Annotated in this window: 18 protein-coding genes; 13 read left to right on the top strand and 5 right to left on the bottom strand. The window is 38.8% G+C overall.

Annotated elements, in window-relative coordinates; all coding sequences use genetic code 11:
• Positions 1-59: 59 nt before the first annotated feature.
• From SHI21_RS00220 to SHI21_RS00205, 4 genes are all read left to right on the top strand, one after another.
• Positions 60-1,688 (top strand): DUF6531 domain-containing protein, encoded by a 1,629-nt coding sequence (locus tag SHI21_RS00220; protein WP_323574044.1) that lies wholly within the window; start codon positions 60-62, stop codon positions 1,686-1,688.
• A gap of 38 nt (positions 1,689-1,726) precedes the next feature.
• Complete coding sequence (locus SHI21_RS00215) at positions 1,727-2,011, top strand: hypothetical protein (protein WP_323574042.1); 285 nt, start codon at positions 1,727-1,729, stop codon at positions 2,009-2,011.
• Between the two features lie 358 nt (positions 2,012-2,369).
• On the top strand, positions 2,370-2,552 hold the full coding sequence (locus SHI21_RS00210; RefSeq protein ID WP_323574041.1) for a hypothetical protein: 183 nt from the start codon (positions 2,370-2,372) through the stop codon (positions 2,550-2,552).
• Positions 2,553-2,777: 225 nt separating this feature from the next.
• Positions 2,778-2,960 (top strand): hypothetical protein, encoded by a 183-nt coding sequence (locus SHI21_RS00205; RefSeq protein ID WP_323574039.1) that lies wholly within the window; start codon positions 2,778-2,780, stop codon positions 2,958-2,960.
• A 70-nt stretch (positions 2,961-3,030) separates the two neighbouring features.
• On the opposite strand, the gene SHI21_RS00200 is transcribed toward SHI21_RS00205, so the two are convergent.
• From SHI21_RS00200 to lon, 3 genes are all read right to left on the bottom strand, one after another.
• Positions 3,031-3,372 (bottom strand): hypothetical protein, encoded by a 342-nt coding sequence (locus SHI21_RS00200; RefSeq protein ID WP_323574037.1) that lies wholly within the window; start codon positions 3,370-3,372, stop codon positions 3,031-3,033.
• Position 3,373: 1 nt separating this feature from the next.
• Positions 3,374-3,778: a response regulator gene (locus SHI21_RS00195; RefSeq protein ID WP_323574035.1), complete on the bottom strand. Its 405-nt coding sequence runs from the start codon at positions 3,776-3,778 to the stop codon at positions 3,374-3,376.
• A gap of 112 nt (positions 3,779-3,890) precedes the next feature.
• Positions 3,891-6,314 carry an endopeptidase La gene (gene lon, locus SHI21_RS00190; RefSeq protein WP_323574034.1) on the bottom strand — a complete coding sequence of 808 codons (2,424 nt, stop codon included), beginning with the start codon at positions 6,312-6,314 and terminating at the stop codon, positions 3,891-3,893.
• Between the two features lie 197 nt (positions 6,315-6,511).
• Here lon and glmU point away from each other — a divergent pair, with 197 nt between their 5' ends.
• From glmU to SHI21_RS00175, 3 genes are all read left to right on the top strand, one after another.
• Positions 6,512-7,912: a bifunctional UDP-N-acetylglucosamine diphosphorylase/glucosamine-1-phosphate N-acetyltransferase GlmU gene (gene glmU / locus SHI21_RS00185; protein ID WP_323574032.1), complete on the top strand. Its 1,401-nt coding sequence runs from the start codon at positions 6,512-6,514 to the stop codon at positions 7,910-7,912.
• 97 nt (positions 7,913-8,009) lie between these two features.
• Positions 8,010-9,836, top strand: a complete 1,827-nt coding sequence (gene glmS / locus SHI21_RS00180) for a glutamine--fructose-6-phosphate transaminase (isomerizing) (RefSeq protein WP_323574031.1) — start codon at positions 8,010-8,012, stop codon at positions 9,834-9,836.
• Between the two features lie 102 nt (positions 9,837-9,938).
• Entirely contained in the window at positions 9,939-12,200 is a 2,262-nt protein-coding gene (locus SHI21_RS00175; RefSeq protein WP_323574030.1) for an ATP-dependent helicase, read from the top strand.
• Here the strand turns inward: SHI21_RS00175 and SHI21_RS00170 are convergent.
• Positions 12,166-13,137 (bottom strand): lysylphosphatidylglycerol synthase transmembrane domain-containing protein, encoded by a 972-nt coding sequence (locus SHI21_RS00170; RefSeq protein ID WP_323574029.1) that lies wholly within the window; start codon positions 13,135-13,137, stop codon positions 12,166-12,168. The two genes, SHI21_RS00175 and SHI21_RS00170, sit on opposite strands and share 35 nt — an antisense overlap.
• 56 nt (positions 13,138-13,193) lie before the next feature.
• On the opposite strand from SHI21_RS00170, the gene SHI21_RS00165 reads away from it, so the two are divergent.
• From SHI21_RS00165 to SHI21_RS00140, 6 genes are all read left to right on the top strand, one after another.
• Positions 13,194-14,417: a chloride channel protein gene (locus SHI21_RS00165; protein ID WP_323574026.1), complete on the top strand. Its 1,224-nt coding sequence runs from the start codon at positions 13,194-13,196 to the stop codon at positions 14,415-14,417.
• 61 nt (positions 14,418-14,478) lie between these two features.
• Positions 14,479-14,790 carry a winged helix-turn-helix domain-containing protein gene (locus SHI21_RS00160; protein ID WP_323574025.1) on the top strand — a complete coding sequence of 104 codons (312 nt, stop codon included), beginning with the start codon at positions 14,479-14,481 and terminating at the stop codon, positions 14,788-14,790.
• A 43-nt stretch (positions 14,791-14,833) separates the two neighbouring features.
• The gene (locus tag SHI21_RS00155) at positions 14,834-17,125 is read left to right on the top strand and encodes an AsmA family protein (protein ID WP_323574024.1); all 2,292 of its coding nucleotides are present in this window, start codon (positions 14,834-14,836) and stop codon (positions 17,123-17,125) included.
• A gap of 19 nt (positions 17,126-17,144) precedes the next feature.
• A complete protein-coding gene (gene mtnA / locus SHI21_RS00150; RefSeq protein WP_323574023.1) occupies positions 17,145-18,188 on the top strand; it encodes an S-methyl-5-thioribose-1-phosphate isomerase in 1,044 nt (347 codons plus the stop codon).
• Positions 18,189-19,106 carry a Ppx/GppA phosphatase family protein gene (locus SHI21_RS00145; RefSeq protein ID WP_323574022.1) on the top strand — a complete coding sequence of 306 codons (918 nt, stop codon included), beginning with the start codon at positions 18,189-18,191 and terminating at the stop codon, positions 19,104-19,106.
• Complete coding sequence (locus tag SHI21_RS00140) at positions 19,084-19,554, top strand: Crp/Fnr family transcriptional regulator (protein WP_323574020.1); 471 nt, start codon at positions 19,084-19,086, stop codon at positions 19,552-19,554. Before SHI21_RS00145 ends, SHI21_RS00140 begins: the two co-directional genes overlap by 23 nt.
• Here the strand turns inward: SHI21_RS00140 and SHI21_RS00135 are convergent.
• A complete protein-coding gene (locus SHI21_RS00135) occupies positions 19,551-19,979 on the bottom strand; it encodes a FliG C-terminal domain-containing protein (protein WP_323574019.1) in 429 nt (142 codons plus the stop codon). The genes SHI21_RS00140 and SHI21_RS00135 overlap by 4 nt on opposite strands.
• Between the last annotated feature and the right edge of the window lie 16 nt (positions 19,980-19,995).

Here is a 19,995-nt window from a genome sequence, read left to right as displayed (position 1 = left end):
GGAATGGTCTTTTATACCGAACTATTAACTGTATTTTTTCATAACAAGGACTTGGTTGTATGAACTTAAAGAAATCACTGATCGCTCTGTCACTTTTGCCTATGATGGCATTTGGTGGAGTGAATTTAAAAAACGGAAACTTTTATATCACGTATACAGATATTATCGTACCGGGTGGGGATCATGACCTGGAAGTAACGAGAACTTATAACTCGAAATCTACTGACAATGGTTGGTTCGGTTTTGGGTGGGGATCTCTCTATGAAACTAAGCTAATGGTTTCAGCAGACGGATCAGTTGTTGTTATGGAAAACGGATCGGGAGCTCAAACTCGTTTCGTTCCGAAAGAAGCAATCAACGTAGAAGGCGCATCTAAAAAGATCGTCGATGCTATGAAAAAGAAAGAGCCAATGAGTGACGTTGCTGTTCAATCTCTAATGAAAAGATTGAATAACGATGCTGAACTTCGCCAGTTTTATTCTAAGAAATATAACGTAGAAACAAAACTTGCTGATGGAACACTTTTATACTCGAACGACCGTGGTATCCAGACAATGGAGAAGCAAAAAGACGGTTATAAGCGTGTAAACTCAGATGGGAAAACAGACTTTTTTGACAATGAAGGGAAGCTTACAAAGATCTCTGATAAAAACGGATACAGCGTTCTTTTCGAATACAAAGGAAACCAACTATTCGCGATCAAAGACACTCAAGCAAAACAAATCCTTCTTGAATGGTACCCTGATGGAAAAATCAAAGGGGCTTCATACGCTGGTGATAAAAAAGCTAACTACGCTTACGATACGAAAGGAAACCTTTCTCAATCTAACGATGTAGCTGGTAACACTTATAAGTACGAATACGATGGTAACCACAACTTAACATCGATCACTTATATTGATTCAACTAAGATGCAAGTTAAGTACGATAAAAACTCGTTTGCTACAGATGTAATCGAAAGATCTGGAGAGTCGACTAAGTACAAGTATGAAAACAACCCAAAAAACCCAGACTTCCATTACTGGACAACAGTAACGAAAAAGCCGGTAGAAGGGGCAGAGTCTGCTAGCCGTTACGAATACGAAATTAAAACGAAACCAGATGGACAACAGTACACATACAGAATCGCGACTGACGTTGAAGGAATTAAGACTGAAACGATCTACTCTGAGTGTTGTTCTCTTCCTCTAAAAATTACTAGAGGGAAAGACGTAACAACTTTCGAATACAATGCGAAAGGATTGTTAACTAAGAAGACTTCTACTCGTGGTGAATACGTAGAACTTGCTTACGATGACAAAATCAACAAGATCACGAAAGTTGTAAACAACGACGGATGGACTACGTTCCAATACGATAAGATCGGTAACCTTGCTAAAGCAGTAAACAGCGCAGGGAAGTCAGTTCTTTTAATCTACGACCGTGCTGGAAAGATAACTAAGATGATCGACCAGGAAAAAGACGATGCTAAAACAAGAAGAACTCTATCGTTCAAATACAACTCACTTGGGAAACCAGTTGAAATTGAAATGGAAAACGTAGGGATCATCAACGTAGCTTACGACAACTACGGTGAAATCAAGAAAGTAGAATCTAAGGCCGGAGCAAAAATGGCGCTACAAGTGACACAAGCATTCCAGTCACTGTTAAGCATCGTTAAGCCAGCTGGTGTTAACTTAAATATGTAATCAGGTCATTAGGGCCAAAAATCGAAGGGAGAGAGAATATGAAACTTTTATTAACGATCATTATGTCTACAGTGTTATCAGCTTCAGCGTTCGCAGCATGTAGTGTGGATTCAGCTAAAGACTGTACAACAAAAGATTCTTGTGAAGGTCTATCTAAGTCAGACGGATTAAAATTCGTATTCAACAGTGATAGTAAAAAATGTATGGTTCAAGAAAGTGCAGGAGCTACGAATTGCTTAGAAGTAAGTGATTCAATGATGGGCAAAGGTACGCAATCAGGTACAGCTGCTGGATCAGAAGGTAAAGCTACGGGTACTAGATAATTTTTTACCTCTTCCTTCGAGAATAATTCGATTTTCAATAAAGACCGCCTAGTCTCTGGGCGGTCTTTTTATTCTCAATCAATCATTCTTCTATAAAGACTCTAAAGACCTTTAAGACGCTTTCACTATAGAAGCGCTCATAAGTTATCCTCTTATCCTTTAAACCCCTCTAAAGCTCCACCCATGCCTCTAGAATTCATGCAATAAGATGTATGAATATTGTATATATTTCACTCACTGCTGTTTAAAGTTTAGTCACTTTCCCCAATGAGAATTGCTAACTTCTGGATATTCATAAAACTATTTCTTGGCACGTTGTCTGCAACTACCCATTCAACAAAACAAACAGGGGATTTTTATGAAAGCACTTATTATTTTATCTTTAACTATAGTTTCACTTAACGCTTTTTCAGCTGAAATCGGAGAAGACAAAAAAGGTGAATGTATCTACTCAAGCCAATCAAATAAAAGAGACGCAAAAGTAGTAGACGTACCAGGAACAGAAATTAAGAAAGAAGAAACTAAGACTATGAGCAAGTAACCGACTAAAACAGACTCCTTTATAGAACTTTGAGGAAACCTCGCGAATGCGAGGTTTTCTTATTTTAGCCCCAAGATATGTATAAAAATTCCAGTGGCGACTAAACTTTAGACAAATTTCCCAGCTGCATTCATCTTAAATCGTTAAAAGGACATAGGCCTTATTTGGCACCATTAGTGCAACTACCTAGTCAAGAAAGCCTTAAACGACAATCAAGGGGAATTTATGAAAGCTTTAGTTATCTCAGCGCTACTTTTCTTTTCATTAAGAGCAATGTCAGCAGAGGTTGGTGAAGATAAAAAAGGTGAATGTATCTATTCAAGTCAATCTAATAAGAGAGATGCGAAAGTGGTAGACGCACCGATGACTGAAGATAAGAAAGACGCAGTCAAAACATTAAGCAAATAGAAAATTATAAATTATTTATGAATAAAGGGGCCCGCTGAATAGCGGGCTTTTTTATATCTAATCGTTGTATCTATTCTTCTGATAAAACTTTTCTTAATCGTTCTTGCTCTTCATCAGTATAAGTCTCTTCCGGCTCTTTGTTGCTCTTCTTAGTGACTTTCTTCTTTCTTGAAACCGATGACATTTTAGACTTCACTTCATCTTCTTCAACCGCTGGAGTTGAGTTCGAATAAAGCTTCTTTGAATAGCGCTTAGTTGTTGTGATTTTTTGCTTCGTCGTCTTTACCGCTTCACGAGCGTAAGGAGTGACCATTGAAAATAACTTATCAAATAGCTGGCGACCGCCCCCAATTGGAATGCAGAGGATAGCAAAACTTAAAGTGAAATAAAAAGCAAAACGGATGATAAACATATTAGTCCTTCTTCTCAACCAGGCGTTCAACTTTTTCAACGGCCTTGATCAGGTCTTCTCTTTCGAAAGGCTTCTGAAGGAAGTCAGTCGCCCCGTTAGAGATTGATTCAATAACAATACTTTCAATATTGAGAGATGACATCATAATGATGAATTTTTCTCCAGAACCTTTTTCTTGTAAGTGTTTTGTTAGTTCAAGGCCCGAGATCTCAGGCATAACGATATCAATGAAAATTAGATTTGGTTTAGCTGAATGGGCGATCTGGATAGCGTCTTCTGCTGAAGCTGCTTGTCCGATAACGTTGAAGCCTTCATAGGTCAGAATCTCTACCATGTTTTTACGGTTGAATTCAGAGTCATCTACAATAAGGATTTTTAGGCTGTCGTGATTGCGAGGTGGCTTCATTTTCTATCCATGAAAAAGTATATTTTCATGATATCAAACTTTAAGGCTAAAAAAAGAAAAACCAACAATACTGTTGGTTTCTCTTTTTTAATATCAGATAAATTTTGTCAGACTATGCAGCTGCAGGCGGCAGAGTCTCTTTGTACTTAACGGCTTTCTTCTTCATAGCAGCTTTCTTCTCTTTCCATCCAACTAGAGCAACATCTAGAACTTCATCAAAAGTTTTAACTGGAACGAAAGTTAACTTAGCTCTGTATTCTTCTGGAATTTCTTCCAGGTCTTTCTTGTTTTTCCATGGAATGATGATCGTTTTGATGTTCATTCTCATAGCTGCAAGCGCTTTTTCTTTTAATCCACCGATTGGAAGAACCTTACCTGTAAGAGTAATCTCTCCAGTCATCGCCACATCTCTGCTTACTGGTGTATTCGTAAGAAGTGAAACGATTGTCGTAGCAAGCGTGATACCAGCACTTGGGCCATCCTTTGGAGTTGCTCCAGCAGGAAGGTGAATGTGCATCTCATTCTTTTCGAAAACTTCGTCATCAATTCCAAGTTCGAAAGCTTGGCTTCTGATGTATCCGATTGCCGTTTGAGCAGATTCCTTCATTACGTCACCAAGTTGACCAGTAAGAGTAAGTCCTCTTCCTTTCATCTTAGTTGCTTCGATATAAAGAACCTCTCCACCATGTGATGTCCAGGCAAGACCAGTTGATACTCCAACTTCGTCCGTTTCTTTTTCGTCGTCTTTTGTATAAACAGGAGGTCCAAGAAGTTTGAAAACTGTCTCACTCATGATGTGGGTTTTATCAGCTTCACCTTTCGCAATTTTCATTGCTACTTTTCTACAGATCGCACCGATTTTTCTTTCAAGGTTACGTAGTCCTGCTTCAGCAGTGTATCCCTTGATAACACTTGCAACTCCTTCGTCTGTGAAGTTGATGTGGTTATCGTTGATTCCGTTTTCATCCATTTGCTTAGGGATGATGTACTTTTTCGAGATCGCTACTTTTTCTTCCTGTGTATATCCAGAAAGATGGATGATTTCCATACGGTCACGTAGTGGTGCCGGGATTTGATCTAAAACGTTTGAAGTTGCAATGAACATTACGTTTGAAAGGTCAAAAGACACGTTCATGTAATGGTCACGGAAATTCATGTTTTGTTCTGGATCTAGTACTTCAAGAAGTGCCGCTGACGGATCACCTTTGAAATCTCCACCTAGTTTGTCTACTTCATCTAGAAGAACAACCGGGTTGTTTGTTTTTGCTTGTTTCATGGCCTGGATAAAGCGACCTGGCATTGCTCCCACGTACGTTCTTCTATGACCTCTGATCTCAGCTTCATCTTTTACACCACCAAGAGAGATACGAACGAATTCGCGTCCACATGCTTTAGCGATAGATTTACCAAGAGACGTCTTACCAACACCTGGAGGTCCAGAGAAACAAAGGATTGGCCCTTTCATTCCTGGTCCTTTTAACTGACGAACAGCTAAATATTCTAAAATTCTTTCTTTAACTTTTGATAAATCAAAATGATCTTCATCTAAGATCGCAAGAGCTTCATCAAGATCGATTTTTTCTTCGCTTGATTTACTCCATGGAAGATCACACATCCACTCTAGGTAACTTCTAAGAATAGAAGCTTCTGAAGAGTCGGGGTGCATTTTTTCTAAACGAGCAATTTGCTTAAGCGATTCTTTTTCCGCTTCTTCGCTCATTTTTGCTTTTAGAATTTTTGCTCTAATTTCACCAAACTCATCTTCTGTTTCTTTTTGACCTTCGTCTCCAAGCTCAGACTTGATAGCTTTGATTTGCTCTCTTAAGAAATACTCTTTTTGGTTTTTAGAGATTTCTTCTTTCGCCGTCGACTTAATCTTATTTTGCATTGCTAAGATTTCAAGTTCGCGAGAAAGAATATCGTTGATTCTATGTAGGCGTTCCATAGGATCTAAAATTTCTAAAATTGTTTGTGCTTCTGCAACGTGAAGATTTAAGTTCGAAGCTACAAGGTCAGCAAGTCTTCCTGGATCTTTAATGTCTTCTAGGATCATTAAAATATCTGGTGAAAGGACTTTCCCCATATTGATAACTTTTTCAAGTTGCTCTCTGATGTTTCTCATAAGTGCATTAGCTGCAACATTATTTTCTTCGAGTTGAACATCAGACACCTTCATCAGCTTACACATAAAGAATGGGGCTTCTTGCGTGAAAGAGGTAATGCGTGCTTTTGATAAACCTTGCACAAGAATTTTAATTCTTCCATCAGGAAGTTTTCTCATCCTCATGATCATTGCGATTGTTCCCACTTCGAAAATTTCTTCCGGTGTAGGAGCTTCTGCCTTCATGTCTCTTTGACTTGATAAAAGGATTAAGCGATCAGTCTTAGTCAGCGCGTGATCCACGGCTAAAATAGAAGATTCTCTTCCAACAAAGAACGGTAGTATCATAAACGGGTATACTACTATGTCTCTAATTGGCAGGAGAGGGAGATGATCTTTTAGTTCGATGTTGTCACCCTCATAATTAGTTACCATATAAATCCTCCAAATTGGCCTTCGTGCAATATCATTTGCATTCAGAACTATAAATCGGGATCTTGAATAAACTCTTTAAGGAAAAGTGTTGTTTTGTGCACATTTATTAAAAAAAATTAGTTATACTTGATTGCAGTTATCACTGTATTAAATGAAATACAGACGAATTACCTGAGTTGTTTTATAGGGAGATATGAATGAATTTGACTATAGGGGCAGTTATTTTAGCAGCGGGAGAAGGTAAGCGTTTGAAGTTAGACGCACCAAAGCCATTAGCTCCATGTTTGGATAAAAAACTTGTAGATTTTCCCATTAGAGAGTTACAAAAGTTTTTTAGTCGGAATAAATTAGAGGGTTTTAAAACTGCAGTTGTGGGCCACCAAAAAGAACTGGTGCAAGCGTATATTGCAGGAAGATATCCGGATGTGAAGTATGCTGTGCAAGTGAAACAACTTGGAACTGCTGATGCACTTCGCGCGTATTTTGACTCTTCAATTGACACTCATAAATTAGATTACACATTAGTTATTTGTGCTGATACACCGGTTGTTTCAGAGGCAGAATTAACAAAAATGCTAGAGTTACTTCAGAGCGAAAAATGCGATGCAGTTGCTGCAACATTTAAAGAAGAAAATCCAAAAGGATACGGAAGAATCATCAGAGGATCGAAAGGCTTTCATATCGTCGAAGAAAAAGATGCGACAGATGAACAAAGAAAAATCACTGAAGTGAACTCTGGGCTTTATTTATTAAAAACAGAATATGTGCTTGAGCATTTAAAAGATGTTGATTCAAATAATAAGTCAGGTGAATTCTATCTGACAGATATCTTCAAAGATGATTTGAATGTTAAGGCCCTGTGTTTCCCTCAAGGAAATGTATTTCTAGGTGTAAATAACCTTGAGCAACTTGAAATGGTAGAAACTATTTTGCGAGCTCAAAAAATTGCAGATTTAAGAGAAGCAGGAGTTCGCTTCATCGATTCGAGTCATACCTATATTGATGATGAAGTTGAAATTGGTGCAGGAACTGTGATTTATCCAAATACGTATATCAGCGGAAAAACCAAAATTGGTAAGAACGCGGTGATCGAAATGGGTGCACAAATCAAAGATTCGATTGTGGCCGATAACGCTAAGGTTTTGGCATACAGCATATTGGAAGGGGCGAAGCTGGGCGAAAAAGCTCATGCAGGACCTTTTGCTCGCCTTAGACCAGGTGCAGATATTGGGCCGGAAGCAAAAATCGGAAATTTTGTTGAGATCAAAAAGTCAGTTCTGGACCGTGGAGTTAAAGTTTCTCACTTAAGTTATGTCGGCGATGCTTTCATTGGGGAAGAGACTAATATTGGGTGTGGATTTATTACTTGTAACTATGATGGCGCTCATAAGCATATAACAAGAATCGGGAAAAACAGCTTTATTGGATCTGATTCGCAGACCGTGGCACCTGTAGAAATCGGAGATGATTGCTTCGTAGCTTCGTCATCAACTATTACGAAAAGTATGCCAAACGGATCATTTGCTATCTCAAGAGGGCAGCAAACGACGAAGGAAGGCATGGCCAAAAAGTTCATTAAGACAAAAGAAAAGAAGTAGCGTGTAAAAAAGTAATATCTAAAAAACCATAACCACAATTCCTGCAAATAGTGCTATTCTTGGGGAGCTTAAAATTACCCCCTAAGAGGAACATATTATGTGTGGAATTGTCGGTTATTTTGGACCTTCTCAAAATTCAGTTGGAATCGTTATCGAAGGACTAAAGCGTCTTGAATATCGTGGATACGATTCAGCTGGTGTTAGCTTCATCGATCAAAACAATAAAATGCAATATTACAAGAAAGCAGGAAAGTTAGATAACTTGAAAGCTGAACTTGTTGGTAAAGATATCATCGCTCGCGCATGTATCGGTCACACACGTTGGGCAACTCACGGTGGTGTTACTGATGTAAACGCTCATCCTCACAATAACGAAGTTCTTTCAATTATCCACAACGGGATTGTTGAAAACGCTAACGAAATTAAAAGAGAGCTAGCTGCTCATGGTGTGAAGTTCAAGTCTGAAACAGATTCTGAATCATTTTTAGAGCTAGTGACTTACCACCTTAAAAACGACATGCCGATTAAAGAAGCTATCGCTACTTCATTCAAGCGCATTCAGGGTAACTCTGCTTTCGTAATTCTTTACCCAAAGACTGGTGAAATCTTCGCTGTAAAAAGAGGAGCTCCTCTTGTTTGCGGTGTAAATGAAGCAACATCTGAAGCACTAGTATCTTCTGATCCATACGCACTAGCTGGTATGGTTCATTCACTATACTTCCCGGAAGACGAAGTGATTGTTCACCTATCAGGGGAAAACAAAAATATCGCAAACTTTTATGAACTAGACCTGACTAAAACAACTAGATACCTGTCTAAGAAACAAGACATGACTTTAGAAGTTTCAGAAAAAGGCGAATATGAACACTTCATGCTAAAAGAAATTCATGAGCAACCAGGTCTTATCAGAAACCTGACTCAGTATTATTTTGCAGGAGAAGGAAAAGAAGCGCTTGAGAAAGTTGCCACATACACTCCAGAGAGAATTTATCTTTCTGCATGTGGAACTGCTGCTTACGCCGGTCTTGTCGTTCGCGATTTCTTAGAAGGAATCAACCGCATTCCTGCTGTAGTAGAATTAGCTTCTGAATTCCGTTACAAAAATCCAATTCTTAAAAAAGGTGACGTGGGTATTTTCGTTTCTCAATCAGGTGAAACAGCAGACACACTTGCTGCTCAATCAATCTGTAAAAAAGCTGGTATCAAAACTATGTCGATCGTGAACGTTGATGGATCAACTCTTTACAGAGATTGTGATGATAACCTTCTGATCCGCGCAGGTGTTGAAATCGGTGTTGCTTCTACAAAAGCTTTCACTCAGCAAGCTCTTACTGGTCGCCTTATGTCAGCTGCTCTTGCAGGGGACTTAAAAGATGAAGGTAAAAAAGTTAAGCTTACTGGAAAGTTCGCTCTTCTTGCTGAGAGAATTGATTTACTTCTTCTTCAGTCAGACGCTATCAAGTCTGTTGCTGAATCAATTTATAATAAAAAAGGGTTCTTCTACACTGGGAGAGGAGCATACTTCCCAATCGCTCTTGAAGGCGCACTTAAGCTAAAAGAAATTGCTTACGTTCATGCTGAAGGATATGCAGCTGGAGAGTTAAAGCACGGTCCAATCGCTCTTATCGATGAAGAGATGGTTAACATTGCTTTAGTTGGCCCTGAATTGTTTGAAAAAACTGTTTCAAACGTTCATGAAATCAAAGCTAGAAAAGGAATTATCGTAGGAATCGGTCCTCGTGGAAATGAAGAGCTAATGAGCTTATCAGATTATTACATTCCACTTGATTTCGAAGGTCTTGAAGAATTATCACCGCTCTATGTAAACGTTGTTAACCAACTTCTTGCATATTACATGGCGAAATTCAAAGGGACGGATATTGATAAGCCAAGAAATTTAGCTAAGTCAGTAACTGTAGAATAGATATTAAATAAAAAAGCTCCTTCGGGAGCTTTTTTTATTTGTGCCTTAGCTCTACCGAAAAGCACCTTTTCATCACTCACCCTAATATGGTAACTATATTAGATGACGAATCTAGATAGTTTAAATCCCGTTCAAAAGCAGGCAGTCCTAAGTACTGACGGCCCTGTTATGATTCTTGCTGGTGCAGGCTCTGGTAAAACCAAAACGCTTGTCACTCGTATTACCTATTTATTAGAAGATAAAAACGTAAGCCCACATCAATTGCTGGCGCTCACATTCTCTAATAAAGCAGCAAGAGAGATGCGTGAGAGAATTGCTCACGAAGTAACGATGGACGTTGGATCTCTTCAGATCACAACCTTCCACGCGTTCTGTGCAAAACTTTTAAGATCAGAAGCAAACTTTTTAGGCCTTAGTCGTAACTTCACTATTTATGATGACGGTGAATCGAAGGCGATTGCCAAATCCCTTCTAGAGCGCCGTGGGATCTCTACAAAAGAGATTAATCCATATGACATTCTCTCTTATATCGATGGATTAAAAAACAACGGATACTACCCTGGACGCGTAATGGTCGATGGTGGTGAAGCTGATCCATCAGATGAATTTTTTGGTTATTTCGAAGAGTACGAGTCAGAGCTTCATCGTGCAAATGCTTTGGACTTCGGCGGTCTTATTACGGCCGTGATTCAGTTATTCGAAAAATTTCCGGAAGTCCTTCAACGTTATCAAAACCGTTTCGTCTACGTTTTAGTAGATGAGTATCAAGATACTAACCGCGCGCAGTTTGATTTAATCAGAATGCTTTGTGGAAAACGCAGAAATATATGCGTAGTCGGTGATGAAGATCAGTCGATCTATTCATGGCGTGGAGCTGATATCAGAAACATTCTCGACTTCGAGAAAATCTTCCCAGACGTTACAGTTTTAAAACTAGAACAAAACTATAGATCGAGTAAAACCATCATCGAAGCTGCTTCATGTGTAATCGAAAGAAACACCATGAGAAAAGGTAAGCACATGTGGACGGATAACCCGGAAGGGGATGCTATCGAGATCGTAGAATGTTTTAACGATAAAGATGAAGCCGAGTTTATTGCCCAGGAAACAGGTAAACTTTATAAAGCGGGAACGCCTTATAAAGAAATGGCCGTCTTCTACCGCTCAAATGCTCAGGCCCGTCAGATAGAAGACTCGCTTAGAAAATATAAAATTCAATACCGCGTAGTCGGTGGTGTGAAGTTCTACGAGCGAAAAGAAATCAAAGATATGCTTTCTTATCTTCGTCTTGTTATTAACGCGAAAGATTCACTGGCCGTAAGTAGAATTATCAATGTTCCAGCTCGTGGAGTTGGGGCCACATCACTTCGTAAACTTGAAGTAGAAGCTGTTAACAATAACACTTCACTTTGGGACATCATCGAAAAGATCGGTGATCATACAAGTGAATTTTCTCATATTAAGTTATCAGCAAAAATTAAGTCGTCACTGACTGAGTTCGTGACATTGATCAATGAACTTCGTCACCTTGACCAAAATAAAGTAAAACCTTCAATTATTTATGAAAAGGTTTTGCATGAATCTGGTTACTACGCTTTCTTAAAAGCAAATAAAGACTATGAAACTTTAGCAAGACTAGAAAACCTGGATGAATTACTAAATGCCATTACTCAATTTGAAGAGTCGGCAGAAGTTCCAACGCTATCAGGATTCTTAGAGACAATTACTCTTGATTCAAATTCTGATTTTGATGAAGGTGCAAAACCTGCTGATGGTGAAGTGTCTTTAATGACCGTTCACGGAGCAAAGGGACTTGAGTTCACTCATGCCTTTGTTGTTGGAGCGGAAGAAAATGTTTTCCCAAGTTACAGAAGTGTTGACTCAGGTGAAATTGCCATGGAAGAAGAGCGCAGACTTTTCTACGTAGCAATGACCAGAGCGATGATTAAGCTCTATATTACATTTGCTCAAGGGCGCATGCTTTTTGGACAGGTGAAATTCAATGGCCCAAGCCGCTTCATAGATGAAATTCCTGAAAAGCTCTTCACATGGAAGAAACTTAAAGGACGTCAGGAAGATCATTTCAATCAATCGTACTCTGGTGGTGGAAATCAAAAGAGCTTTGATCCTTATGATCAGTCTCAGGACTCTCATTATGATAATGAAGAAGTCGTTTACCAGATCAAAGAAAGCTATTATCAACCGAAGTTCCCTAAAGGAGCTATCGTTGTTCACTCTTTATATGGACAAGGAAAGGTAGAGGATTCTGAAGGCTCTGGTGCTGATGAGAAGGTTTCGATCAAGTTTGCTGATGGCGCTCGCAAAAAATTTATGGTGAAGTTTGCTCCGATTGTGATGGCCTAAGAAAAGGGATCGCAATTTTCGGAATGGCCGCATCCAAAAAGAGTTCCCAGTAAAAATAAAATCCTACTGGCAATAAGAAAAGCAGAAGGACTCCACGATCAATAAGACTGGCGAGTAACGCTGTCTCAAATTTAATACCATAGTGAGACGAAATATAAGCAGTGATTAACTCCTTTACGCCGATGTTTCCAGGAAGAACCTGAAAGAAAGAGGCCACTAGCAGAATAAGACTTATTTCAAAACTCTCACTAGCACCAATCTGAACACCAATAGCAAGAAACGAAAGATAGATTTTTAACGGGTATAATGCAAAAAAAGCAAACCATACAGCTGTCGCCTTGAAAGCAAACTTGGTATCGAATAAATAAATTTTCGGAGAATACTTTCTCTTAATCTTAAAAACTTTCCCTAAAACTTCAGAGAAAACTAAAAGCATAATCCCAGAAAGCGCTAAAGCGATGAAGAGTGAATCAAGAAGCTTGAAGACTTCATCGTTTTTATTTAAGACATATTGGAAGTAAAGTGATCCGAAAATCCCAAGCATTGTAAATCCAGTTAAAATAACTGCAAAATTCATGGATAAAAATTGTCTTATAGGAAGATTCTTTTTATCCTTCAGGTACATCATTCTCACACCGGTGCCACCGTTGGCCGGAAGAATCATGTTAAAGAGCTCTGCAACGACAGAGAGCCCATACCACTCACTAGTTTTAATTTCGATACTGTGTTTTTTTAAAGGCATTGCTTGAGTGAAGCCTAAAAACCAGAAACCTAATGCATGAAGTGCGATAAGTGCAACCATGTATCCAGGATGAAGATTTTTTAACTGATTAATTGTGATTGGACTTTGTTTTATATAAACGATCACGCCTACGATTAGAACAATCGATAAAATTAGCAAAGTGGTGTGATAGATCTTTTTAACTCTCGAGCTCATCGCTAATAAGTATAGCTTAACGCCTATGAGAACCAGGGAAGAGGTGTAAAAATTACATGGATAAATCAAAGACTTTCGAAGTACAAATGTTCAAAAAAATGATCGTTTGGTGCTCTCTGGCCGTGGTTATTGGAATTTGTGCAGGTGTGGCCTCTACACTGTTTCTTCATTCGGTAGATTGGGCCATTGAATTCAGGCGCGCCCATTCCTGGATGATTATCTTTTTACCTCTGGTTGGATTCCTGGTGGCCTGGTTTTACAAGATCTATGGGAAGGAAGTTCAACATGGAAACAATCTCATTATCGATGAGATCCATAAGCCAACAAAAACCATCCCTTTCAGAATGGTGCCGATGATTTTTATCGGTGCTGTGATCTCGCATTTATTTGGTGCTTCGGTCGGACGAGAAGGGGCCGCTGTCCAAATGGGAGCAGGACTTAGTGATCAATTCTCTAAATATCTTGGAAGGTTTTATAATAACCGCAAACTTATTTTGATGATGGGAATGAGTGCTGGTTTTTCTTCAATCTTTGGAGCTCCGATTGCCGGGGCCATCTTTGGATTCGAAGTTTTATTTATTGGTACATTAGTTTACGATGCACTTCTTCCTTGTTTAGTGGCCGCAGTCGTTGGTTACTACACGGCACTTTTGTTAGGTGTTGTTCATGCACATTATTTTTATATGGAAATTCCTTCTGTTTCAATTCCAGGCATTTTATCGGCAATCATCGCAGGAGTTGCCTTTGGTTTAACGGCCAAGTTTTTTGTTTGGTCACTTCATGCGCTTAAAGATCTATATCAAGAAAAAATTAAAAACGAGCTGCTTTTTCCTGTTATTGGAGGATCAATACTTGTTGTTTGTTATTATCTTTTTGGCTCAGACCGCTACCATAGTTTAGGCGAGGAGATTATTCGCGCGAGTTTTACTCAGCATGTATATCCCTGGGACTTTTTAGGTAAAATCTTTACGACAGCACTTTCAGTTGGATCTGGATTTAGAGGAGGAGAAGTGATGTCTCTTTTTTATATCGGGGCCACCCTAGGTAATGCACTTGCATTTATTCTTCCTCTTGCTTATCCCGTTCTCGCAGCATTAGGTTTTGTTTCCGTCTTCGCAGGCGCTGCAAATGTTCCTATCGCAAGTGTTATTTTGGCATTCGAACTATTTGGGCCAGGCATTGGTGTTTATGCTGCACTCGCTATTGTTACAAGTTATTTATTCTCAGGCAGACACGGCATTTATCATTCGCAGCGCACACACACAGAAAAGAATATCTGAGTGTTTTGCTTCAACTATAATGTAGTTGATATAGACTTCTCTTTAGTTGATAATCAACAACATGTTGGAAGGTCTATTAGGAAATAAATCTGCAGAAAAAGTTATGCTCGCTCTTTACGCGAATAAAGAGTTGCACGCCTCTGCGATTGCCCAAATGTACGACACCGCACTTGATCCGATAAAAAAACAATTAGAAAGATTTGAAGAGGCAGGATTCTTGGTTTCAAGAGTTGTCGGGCGTTCACGCCTTTATAGCTTCAATGAAAAAAGCCCAATCATCGGGCCGTTAAAAGAACTTCTGGCGATTGCTTATAAAACAGAAAAGAAATTCCAAAAAAGAAAACAAGATCATACGCCAACGAGAGATTTGTGAGCGCGTGATTATGAAAAAATATTAAAGAACTAAAAGGATAAATATGAAATCGAAAAAATTTAAAATTATTGGGGCCATTGTAGCCGTCTTCATTGTCTTTATTGCTGGAGTTGTTTATTACGCTTCAACAAAATTGAATCCGGAAGAGATTAGAAAAATTGCCATCACTCAAACTGAAAAGGTTTTTCCAAAGGCGAAGGCCAGTCTGGACACAATCAATATTTCATGGGGATTAAATTTTAAAATCGAGCTTCATAAGTTTGCAATCAATACAACGAGTCCTGAAGGGGCACCTGTTGAAATGATGGCCGTTGATACAATGGTGGTAAAAGTTCCTCTATGGGCGATTATTACAAATGGTGGAGTGATTGAAATCCAACTTGATAAACCTTTAATGAACTACGCTGAATTCCCGGTTGGTAACAACTGGACATATGCAATGGGTGATAAAAAGGACGAAGATAAGAAAGACGAAAAAACTCCTGAAGAGAAAGCGGCCGCTCAAGAAAAAGCGATTGGTATCTTTGGAAAAAGCAAAATCAATGTGAAGTTATCAGATGTAGCAGTAAAATACTCACTTCGCGATAATTCAAACGGACAAATTACAGTTTCTCGTTTTTTAGTTAAAGGCCTTAACTTCGAATCATCAACAGCTTTCGAAATTGCCTCAGATGCAAAATTTGTTATGGCCGATAGATCGGAAGTTTCCTTCAGTACAATTGCTATTGGAGAAATCAATATCGCCGACCTGGTTAAAAACGGCTCAGTGAGCTCACTTGTTATTGTTAAAGTAAATAACATTACTAAAACAGGTCTAGAGTGGAAGTTTCCGGAAATCACAACGAACGTAAATCTACTTCTTACAAAAGATGGAGAGATTTCAGGAAAAGTGGCAACTTCTTTTGAATCACAAAATAAAATCTCTGCTGATTTCAAGATGACAAAACAAATTGAAATCTCAAACATCAATGTCGACATCATTTTAAAAGACATCGGTCTTATCATGGGGCTGGACCGTGCAATTGATCTATCTAAAGCAAAACTTTCTGCTAAAGGTGGTTTAATTTACACTGAAGATAAAAAAATCGATGCTGACCTGTCTTTTTCAATTGCTCCAGGAATTGGATATTCAAAAGATGGAGTCGTTGCAACGACAAGTGTTGAAGGTTCATTTAAACAAAAAGATATTTACGTTCGTGTGAAGATGGATGTTCTAAGTGGATTAGTTGATACCATTGTTAACGGCGAATACGATCCTAATCAGAAGTTCGATATGAAAGCACTTAAGCCTTTCAATGTTAAAGTGACAGCAACTCGTTTAAGAATTCCCGAAAAAGTCATCCAACAAAAACTATGGGCGAAAAAAGACCCTGCAGTTGTTGCTAAAGAAGAAGCAGATGCTGAAGCAGCTCGCGAAAAAGCAGCCAAAGAAGGAAAACCAATGCCAGGTCTTCCGGCCGCTAACGTAAACATGACTTGGTCAAATATCAGTGTTGGTGGAGAAGATTTCTCTGGAAGCGGAAAAATTATCGTAAGCTCACATGCTATCGCCGTTGATGCTATGAAATTCAAGTTCTCAAAAGGAACAGGGACGTTAACTCAGACAATGAAGCTTGGTTTAAAATCTAATGAGTCTGTTTTTGATCTTGGAATTAAAGATCTAAATCTTTCTTCGTTTAAGCCTTTCCTTCCACCATTCATCGACAATTTTACTGGAACATTCTCTGGAAAAGTAAACGGAAGTGCGACGTTGTTTAAAGCAGTCAAACCACCAAAATATGATGTGAACGTTGCACTGGATGCAAAAAATGGCGATATCAAAAAACTTAATATCGGAGAGTTCATCAATCCTCTTCTAGCAAGCATCCCAATGATTAAAGATCAGGTAGGGGATAAACAACTTAAGCTTGATGGAAACTTTGAAACTCTGAATATGAAAGGTCGTTTTACTGATACAACTTACAACCTGGCATCATTCAACTTCATTGGCCTTAATAAAAAAGTTGAGATCACAGGAAGCGGAACAATCTATCCTGTTGTTGGAGCTCCAAACAATTCAAGCATGGATGTGTATTTTACAGAAAACGCAAAAATTGGAGAGCTTCTTCAAAAGAACGTTGGTGTAAAAGTTCTACCGATTCGTTTATCAGGTCCTAACTATGCAATGAAGCCAGAAATTCAATATACACTTTCTAGAATCGCTAAAGGCGCTATTAAAACGAAAGGTGTTGAAGCTGCTCAAAAAGTGATCGACAAAAATATTGATAAGATCGTTCCTGAAAAGGCCAGAGAGCAAGTAAAGGGATTATTAAACGGTCTATTTAAGAAAAAATAATTTAACGAAAGAGATTGAAATGAAAAACGTATTACAACCATTAAAATATGAAAGAGAAGTGTTAATGCTTCTTGATCAAAGACTTCTTCCTTTAGAGGAAGTTTATATCACTGCTAAAACAATTGAAGACTGCTTCCGTGCTATCCAGGACATGGTCGTAAGAGGAGCTCCACTTATCGGTTTCACTGGTATCTGGGGACTGGCACTTTATTTAAAGAACAATCCTAAAGTTGTGCTTCCTCAATTTGAACAGGCCGCTGAGTACTTAAAGAGTGCTCGCCCGACTGCAGTTAACCTTGCTTATGAAATTGATCGCTGCGTGGTTATGGCCCGCAAAGAAACTCACTTAAATGCACTTTATCCAAAGTTAGTAGAGTTCGCTCAAAAGGAAATGAACAATCTTTATGAGAAGAACCTGGCGATGGCCAAATTTGCTGAAGCAGAACTGACAAAAATTTACGGTGATCGTCCATTAAACTTAATGACGATTTGTAATACAGGAACTCTTGCTTGCGGTGTTTTAGGAACAGCTCTTGGAGTGATTGTTCATTTACATCAACAAAAGAAAGTAAAGTCTGTCTACGCTTCTGAAACAAGACCTTATTTACAAGGATCTCGTTTAACGAGTTTCGAATTAATTAAAGAAGGAATTGACCACGAAATCGTCGTTGAAGGTGCCGCTTCTTATTTGATGAGAAACAAAATGGTCGATGCTATTTTTGCAGGAGCTGATCGCATTGTTGAAAATGGTGATACGGCCAATAAAGTGGGTACATCGAGTTTAAGTATTATCGCTAAACACTATGGCATTCCATTTTTTATCGTAGCTCCAGTGAGTTCGTTCGACCTAGAAATGAAAACAGGGGATGAAATCGAAATCGAACTTCGCGACCCGAATGAAATCTTAAAATACAAAGGCGCTCACATCGCTCACCCGGATGCTAAAGCACTGAACCCAAGCTTCGATGTCACTGACCACTCATGCATTACAGGAATCCTTTGCGAAAATGGAGCGATTAACCCTGTTACTGTAGAAAACGTCAGAAAGGTTGTTGGAGTTTAAATGAGAAGAGCTAGTATTGATATCGGATCAAATTCTGTGCTGCTACTTGCAGTGGAATTAGATGAAAATGGCCAGATTAAAGAAGAACTCTTAAATGAGTCTTTCATCACTTCATTGGGAAAAGACCTGGATGTAACAAAAAAGTTTCACCCTGATTCAATGCAGGCGACTTATGAAGCTCTAAGCACTTATAAAAAGTTATTAGATAAAATAAAATTTCCGGTTGGTGATGTCATCGCAACGGCTACAGAGGCCAGCAGAGTTTCAACTAATTCACGTGAGTTTTTTAAAAAAATTAAAGATGAACTGGGTTTTAACATCCAGATTATTTCCAGCGATGGAGAGGCCTACTATACGGCCTTAGGAGTTGTTTCTTCTCTGCCGAAGGCAGAAGGTAAGATTGTTGTCATGGACATCGGAGGAGCTTCTACAGAGCTTATCCTGATTAATACTTCGCCTTTTAAAATTGAAAAATCAATCAGCCTTCCGGTTGGATCAGTCAGAGCAACTGACTGGAAAAAACAAAATGAATTTGATTCAAAGATTTATGACATCCTTGCTCCTGATATGAGCGAGTATAATACCGAGACACTTGTATGTGTGGCCGGAAGTATGACGGCCTTAGCTTCAATGTATTTAGGACAAAGAGAGTATAGCGATACGAAGATTGAAGGAATGAGCATTTCTTTTAAGTCATTTCAGGACTTCGCTCGGGACCTGCAAAATACAACAGTTGAAAATCTTCTGATGCTTTTTCCTTTTTTAGGAAAGAGAGCGCCAATGGTAGCAGCTGGATCTCTGGTTGCTGAACTTATCGGCAGCAAACTTAAAATCGACTTAATTAAAGTATCCACTCGTGGTCTTCGTTACGGAACAGTTATTACTGGAGGAATTAATGAGCAATTTATCAGCAAATAAAGGGACGGAAGCACCAATTCTCTTTAAAGCAGGAACAGTTATTTTCGCTCAGGGAAAAACTTCTAAGTATCTCTACCTTGTAAAAAAAGGTGAGGTGAGACTGATGAAGATGAAAGGCAATAGTTTAAATGTTATTCAGCTTTGTGGTGAAAGAGACATTCTGAATGAAGTGGCCGTACTAACAAATAAGCCCAATGACTTGACAGCTATCGCTAAGACCGATGTTGAATTGGTGCTGGTTGATCAAAAAGAAATTCTCTCTGTGATTAAGAATTCACCTAAGTGGATTCCGGATATTTTTGAAACGCTTTGTGAAAGATTGAAGCATACTCAGGACATGATCAACGAACATAACCTTGATCAGGAAAAAGACGCTCGCCTTCTTTTAAACAAAGAAGACGAGAGAAAGTATTTAGAAGCTTTGGGTAATTTTAATTCAGACTCTTAGAATTGAACTTGCTTTCTTTTTTTCAAAGAAACCAGGACTTCGATAATTTTATTTTGAGCTCTCTTGATATCTCTTTTCTCAGTAGAGTAGGCAGTCTTTAAAACGCGGAATGCTTCTTCAGCATACTCTCTGCCTGCCAGAGATAATAAACGTCTTTGAAAAGCGCGTTCAATGTTCTTTAGTGCCATTCCTAAAATAGGAGCTGTCACGTATTGGAAAATCATACTTAATTCATTATCAGAAAGATTATCTAAATCAGAAAAAGTAAAACACTGTTCTGTCAGCTCTTCAGCTAACTGGGGATTTCTTGCTTTTAAGTTTTTAAGAAGAATAGCGCGTTCTTCTCTTGGCATGTGCTGAAGCATCTCGATAATTTGTGCTTTACCATTGATAAATACACCGTTTGCGCTGTTATTGCCTTCCATTCATTCTCCCGAATCT

The organism is Bacteriovorax sp. PP10, assembly GCF_035013165.1.
GTDB classification, from domain to species: domain Bacteria; phylum Bdellovibrionota; class Bacteriovoracia; order Bacteriovoracales; family Bacteriovoracaceae; genus Bacteriovorax; species Bacteriovorax antarcticus.
This window is presented reverse-complemented; position numbering and strand designations above follow the sequence as displayed.

Excerpts from the sequence above, each read along its gene's own strand:
- SHI21_RS00220 (WP_323574044.1), top strand. The coding sequence starts at position 60 with ATGAACTTAAAGAAATCACTGATCGCTCTGTCACTTTTGCCTATGATG.
- SHI21_RS00215 (WP_323574042.1), top strand. The coding sequence starts at position 1,727 with ATGAAACTTTTATTAACGATCATTATGTCTACAGTGTTATCAGCTTCA.
- SHI21_RS00210 (WP_323574041.1), top strand. The coding sequence starts at position 2,370 with ATGAAAGCACTTATTATTTTATCTTTAACTATAGTTTCACTTAACGCT.
- SHI21_RS00205 (WP_323574039.1), top strand. The coding sequence starts at position 2,778 with ATGAAAGCTTTAGTTATCTCAGCGCTACTTTTCTTTTCATTAAGAGCA.
- SHI21_RS00200 (WP_323574037.1), bottom strand. The coding sequence starts at position 3,372 with ATGTTTATCATCCGTTTTGCTTTTTATTTCACTTTAAGTTTTGCTATC.
- SHI21_RS00195 (WP_323574035.1), bottom strand. The coding sequence starts at position 3,778 with ATGAAGCCACCTCGCAATCACGACAGCCTAAAAATCCTTATTGTAGAT.
- lon (WP_323574034.1), bottom strand. The coding sequence starts at position 6,314 with ATGGTAACTAATTATGAGGGTGACAACATCGAACTAAAAGATCATCTC.
- glmU (WP_323574032.1), top strand. The coding sequence starts at position 6,512 with ATGAATTTGACTATAGGGGCAGTTATTTTAGCAGCGGGAGAAGGTAAG.
- glmS (WP_323574031.1), top strand. The coding sequence starts at position 8,010 with ATGTGTGGAATTGTCGGTTATTTTGGACCTTCTCAAAATTCAGTTGGA.
- SHI21_RS00175 (WP_323574030.1), top strand. The coding sequence starts at position 9,939 with ATGACGAATCTAGATAGTTTAAATCCCGTTCAAAAGCAGGCAGTCCTA.
- SHI21_RS00170 (WP_323574029.1), bottom strand. The coding sequence starts at position 13,137 with ATGAGCTCGAGAGTTAAAAAGATCTATCACACCACTTTGCTAATTTTA.
- SHI21_RS00165 (WP_323574026.1), top strand. The coding sequence starts at position 13,194 with ATGGATAAATCAAAGACTTTCGAAGTACAAATGTTCAAAAAAATGATC.
- SHI21_RS00160 (WP_323574025.1), top strand. The coding sequence starts at position 14,479 with ATGTTGGAAGGTCTATTAGGAAATAAATCTGCAGAAAAAGTTATGCTC.
- SHI21_RS00155 (WP_323574024.1), top strand. The coding sequence starts at position 14,834 with ATGAAATCGAAAAAATTTAAAATTATTGGGGCCATTGTAGCCGTCTTC.
- mtnA (WP_323574023.1), top strand. The coding sequence starts at position 17,145 with ATGAAAAACGTATTACAACCATTAAAATATGAAAGAGAAGTGTTAATG.
- SHI21_RS00145 (WP_323574022.1), top strand. The coding sequence starts at position 18,189 with ATGAGAAGAGCTAGTATTGATATCGGATCAAATTCTGTGCTGCTACTT.
- SHI21_RS00140 (WP_323574020.1), top strand. The coding sequence starts at position 19,084 with ATGAGCAATTTATCAGCAAATAAAGGGACGGAAGCACCAATTCTCTTT.
- SHI21_RS00135 (WP_323574019.1), bottom strand. The coding sequence starts at position 19,979 with ATGGAAGGCAATAACAGCGCAAACGGTGTATTTATCAATGGTAAAGCA.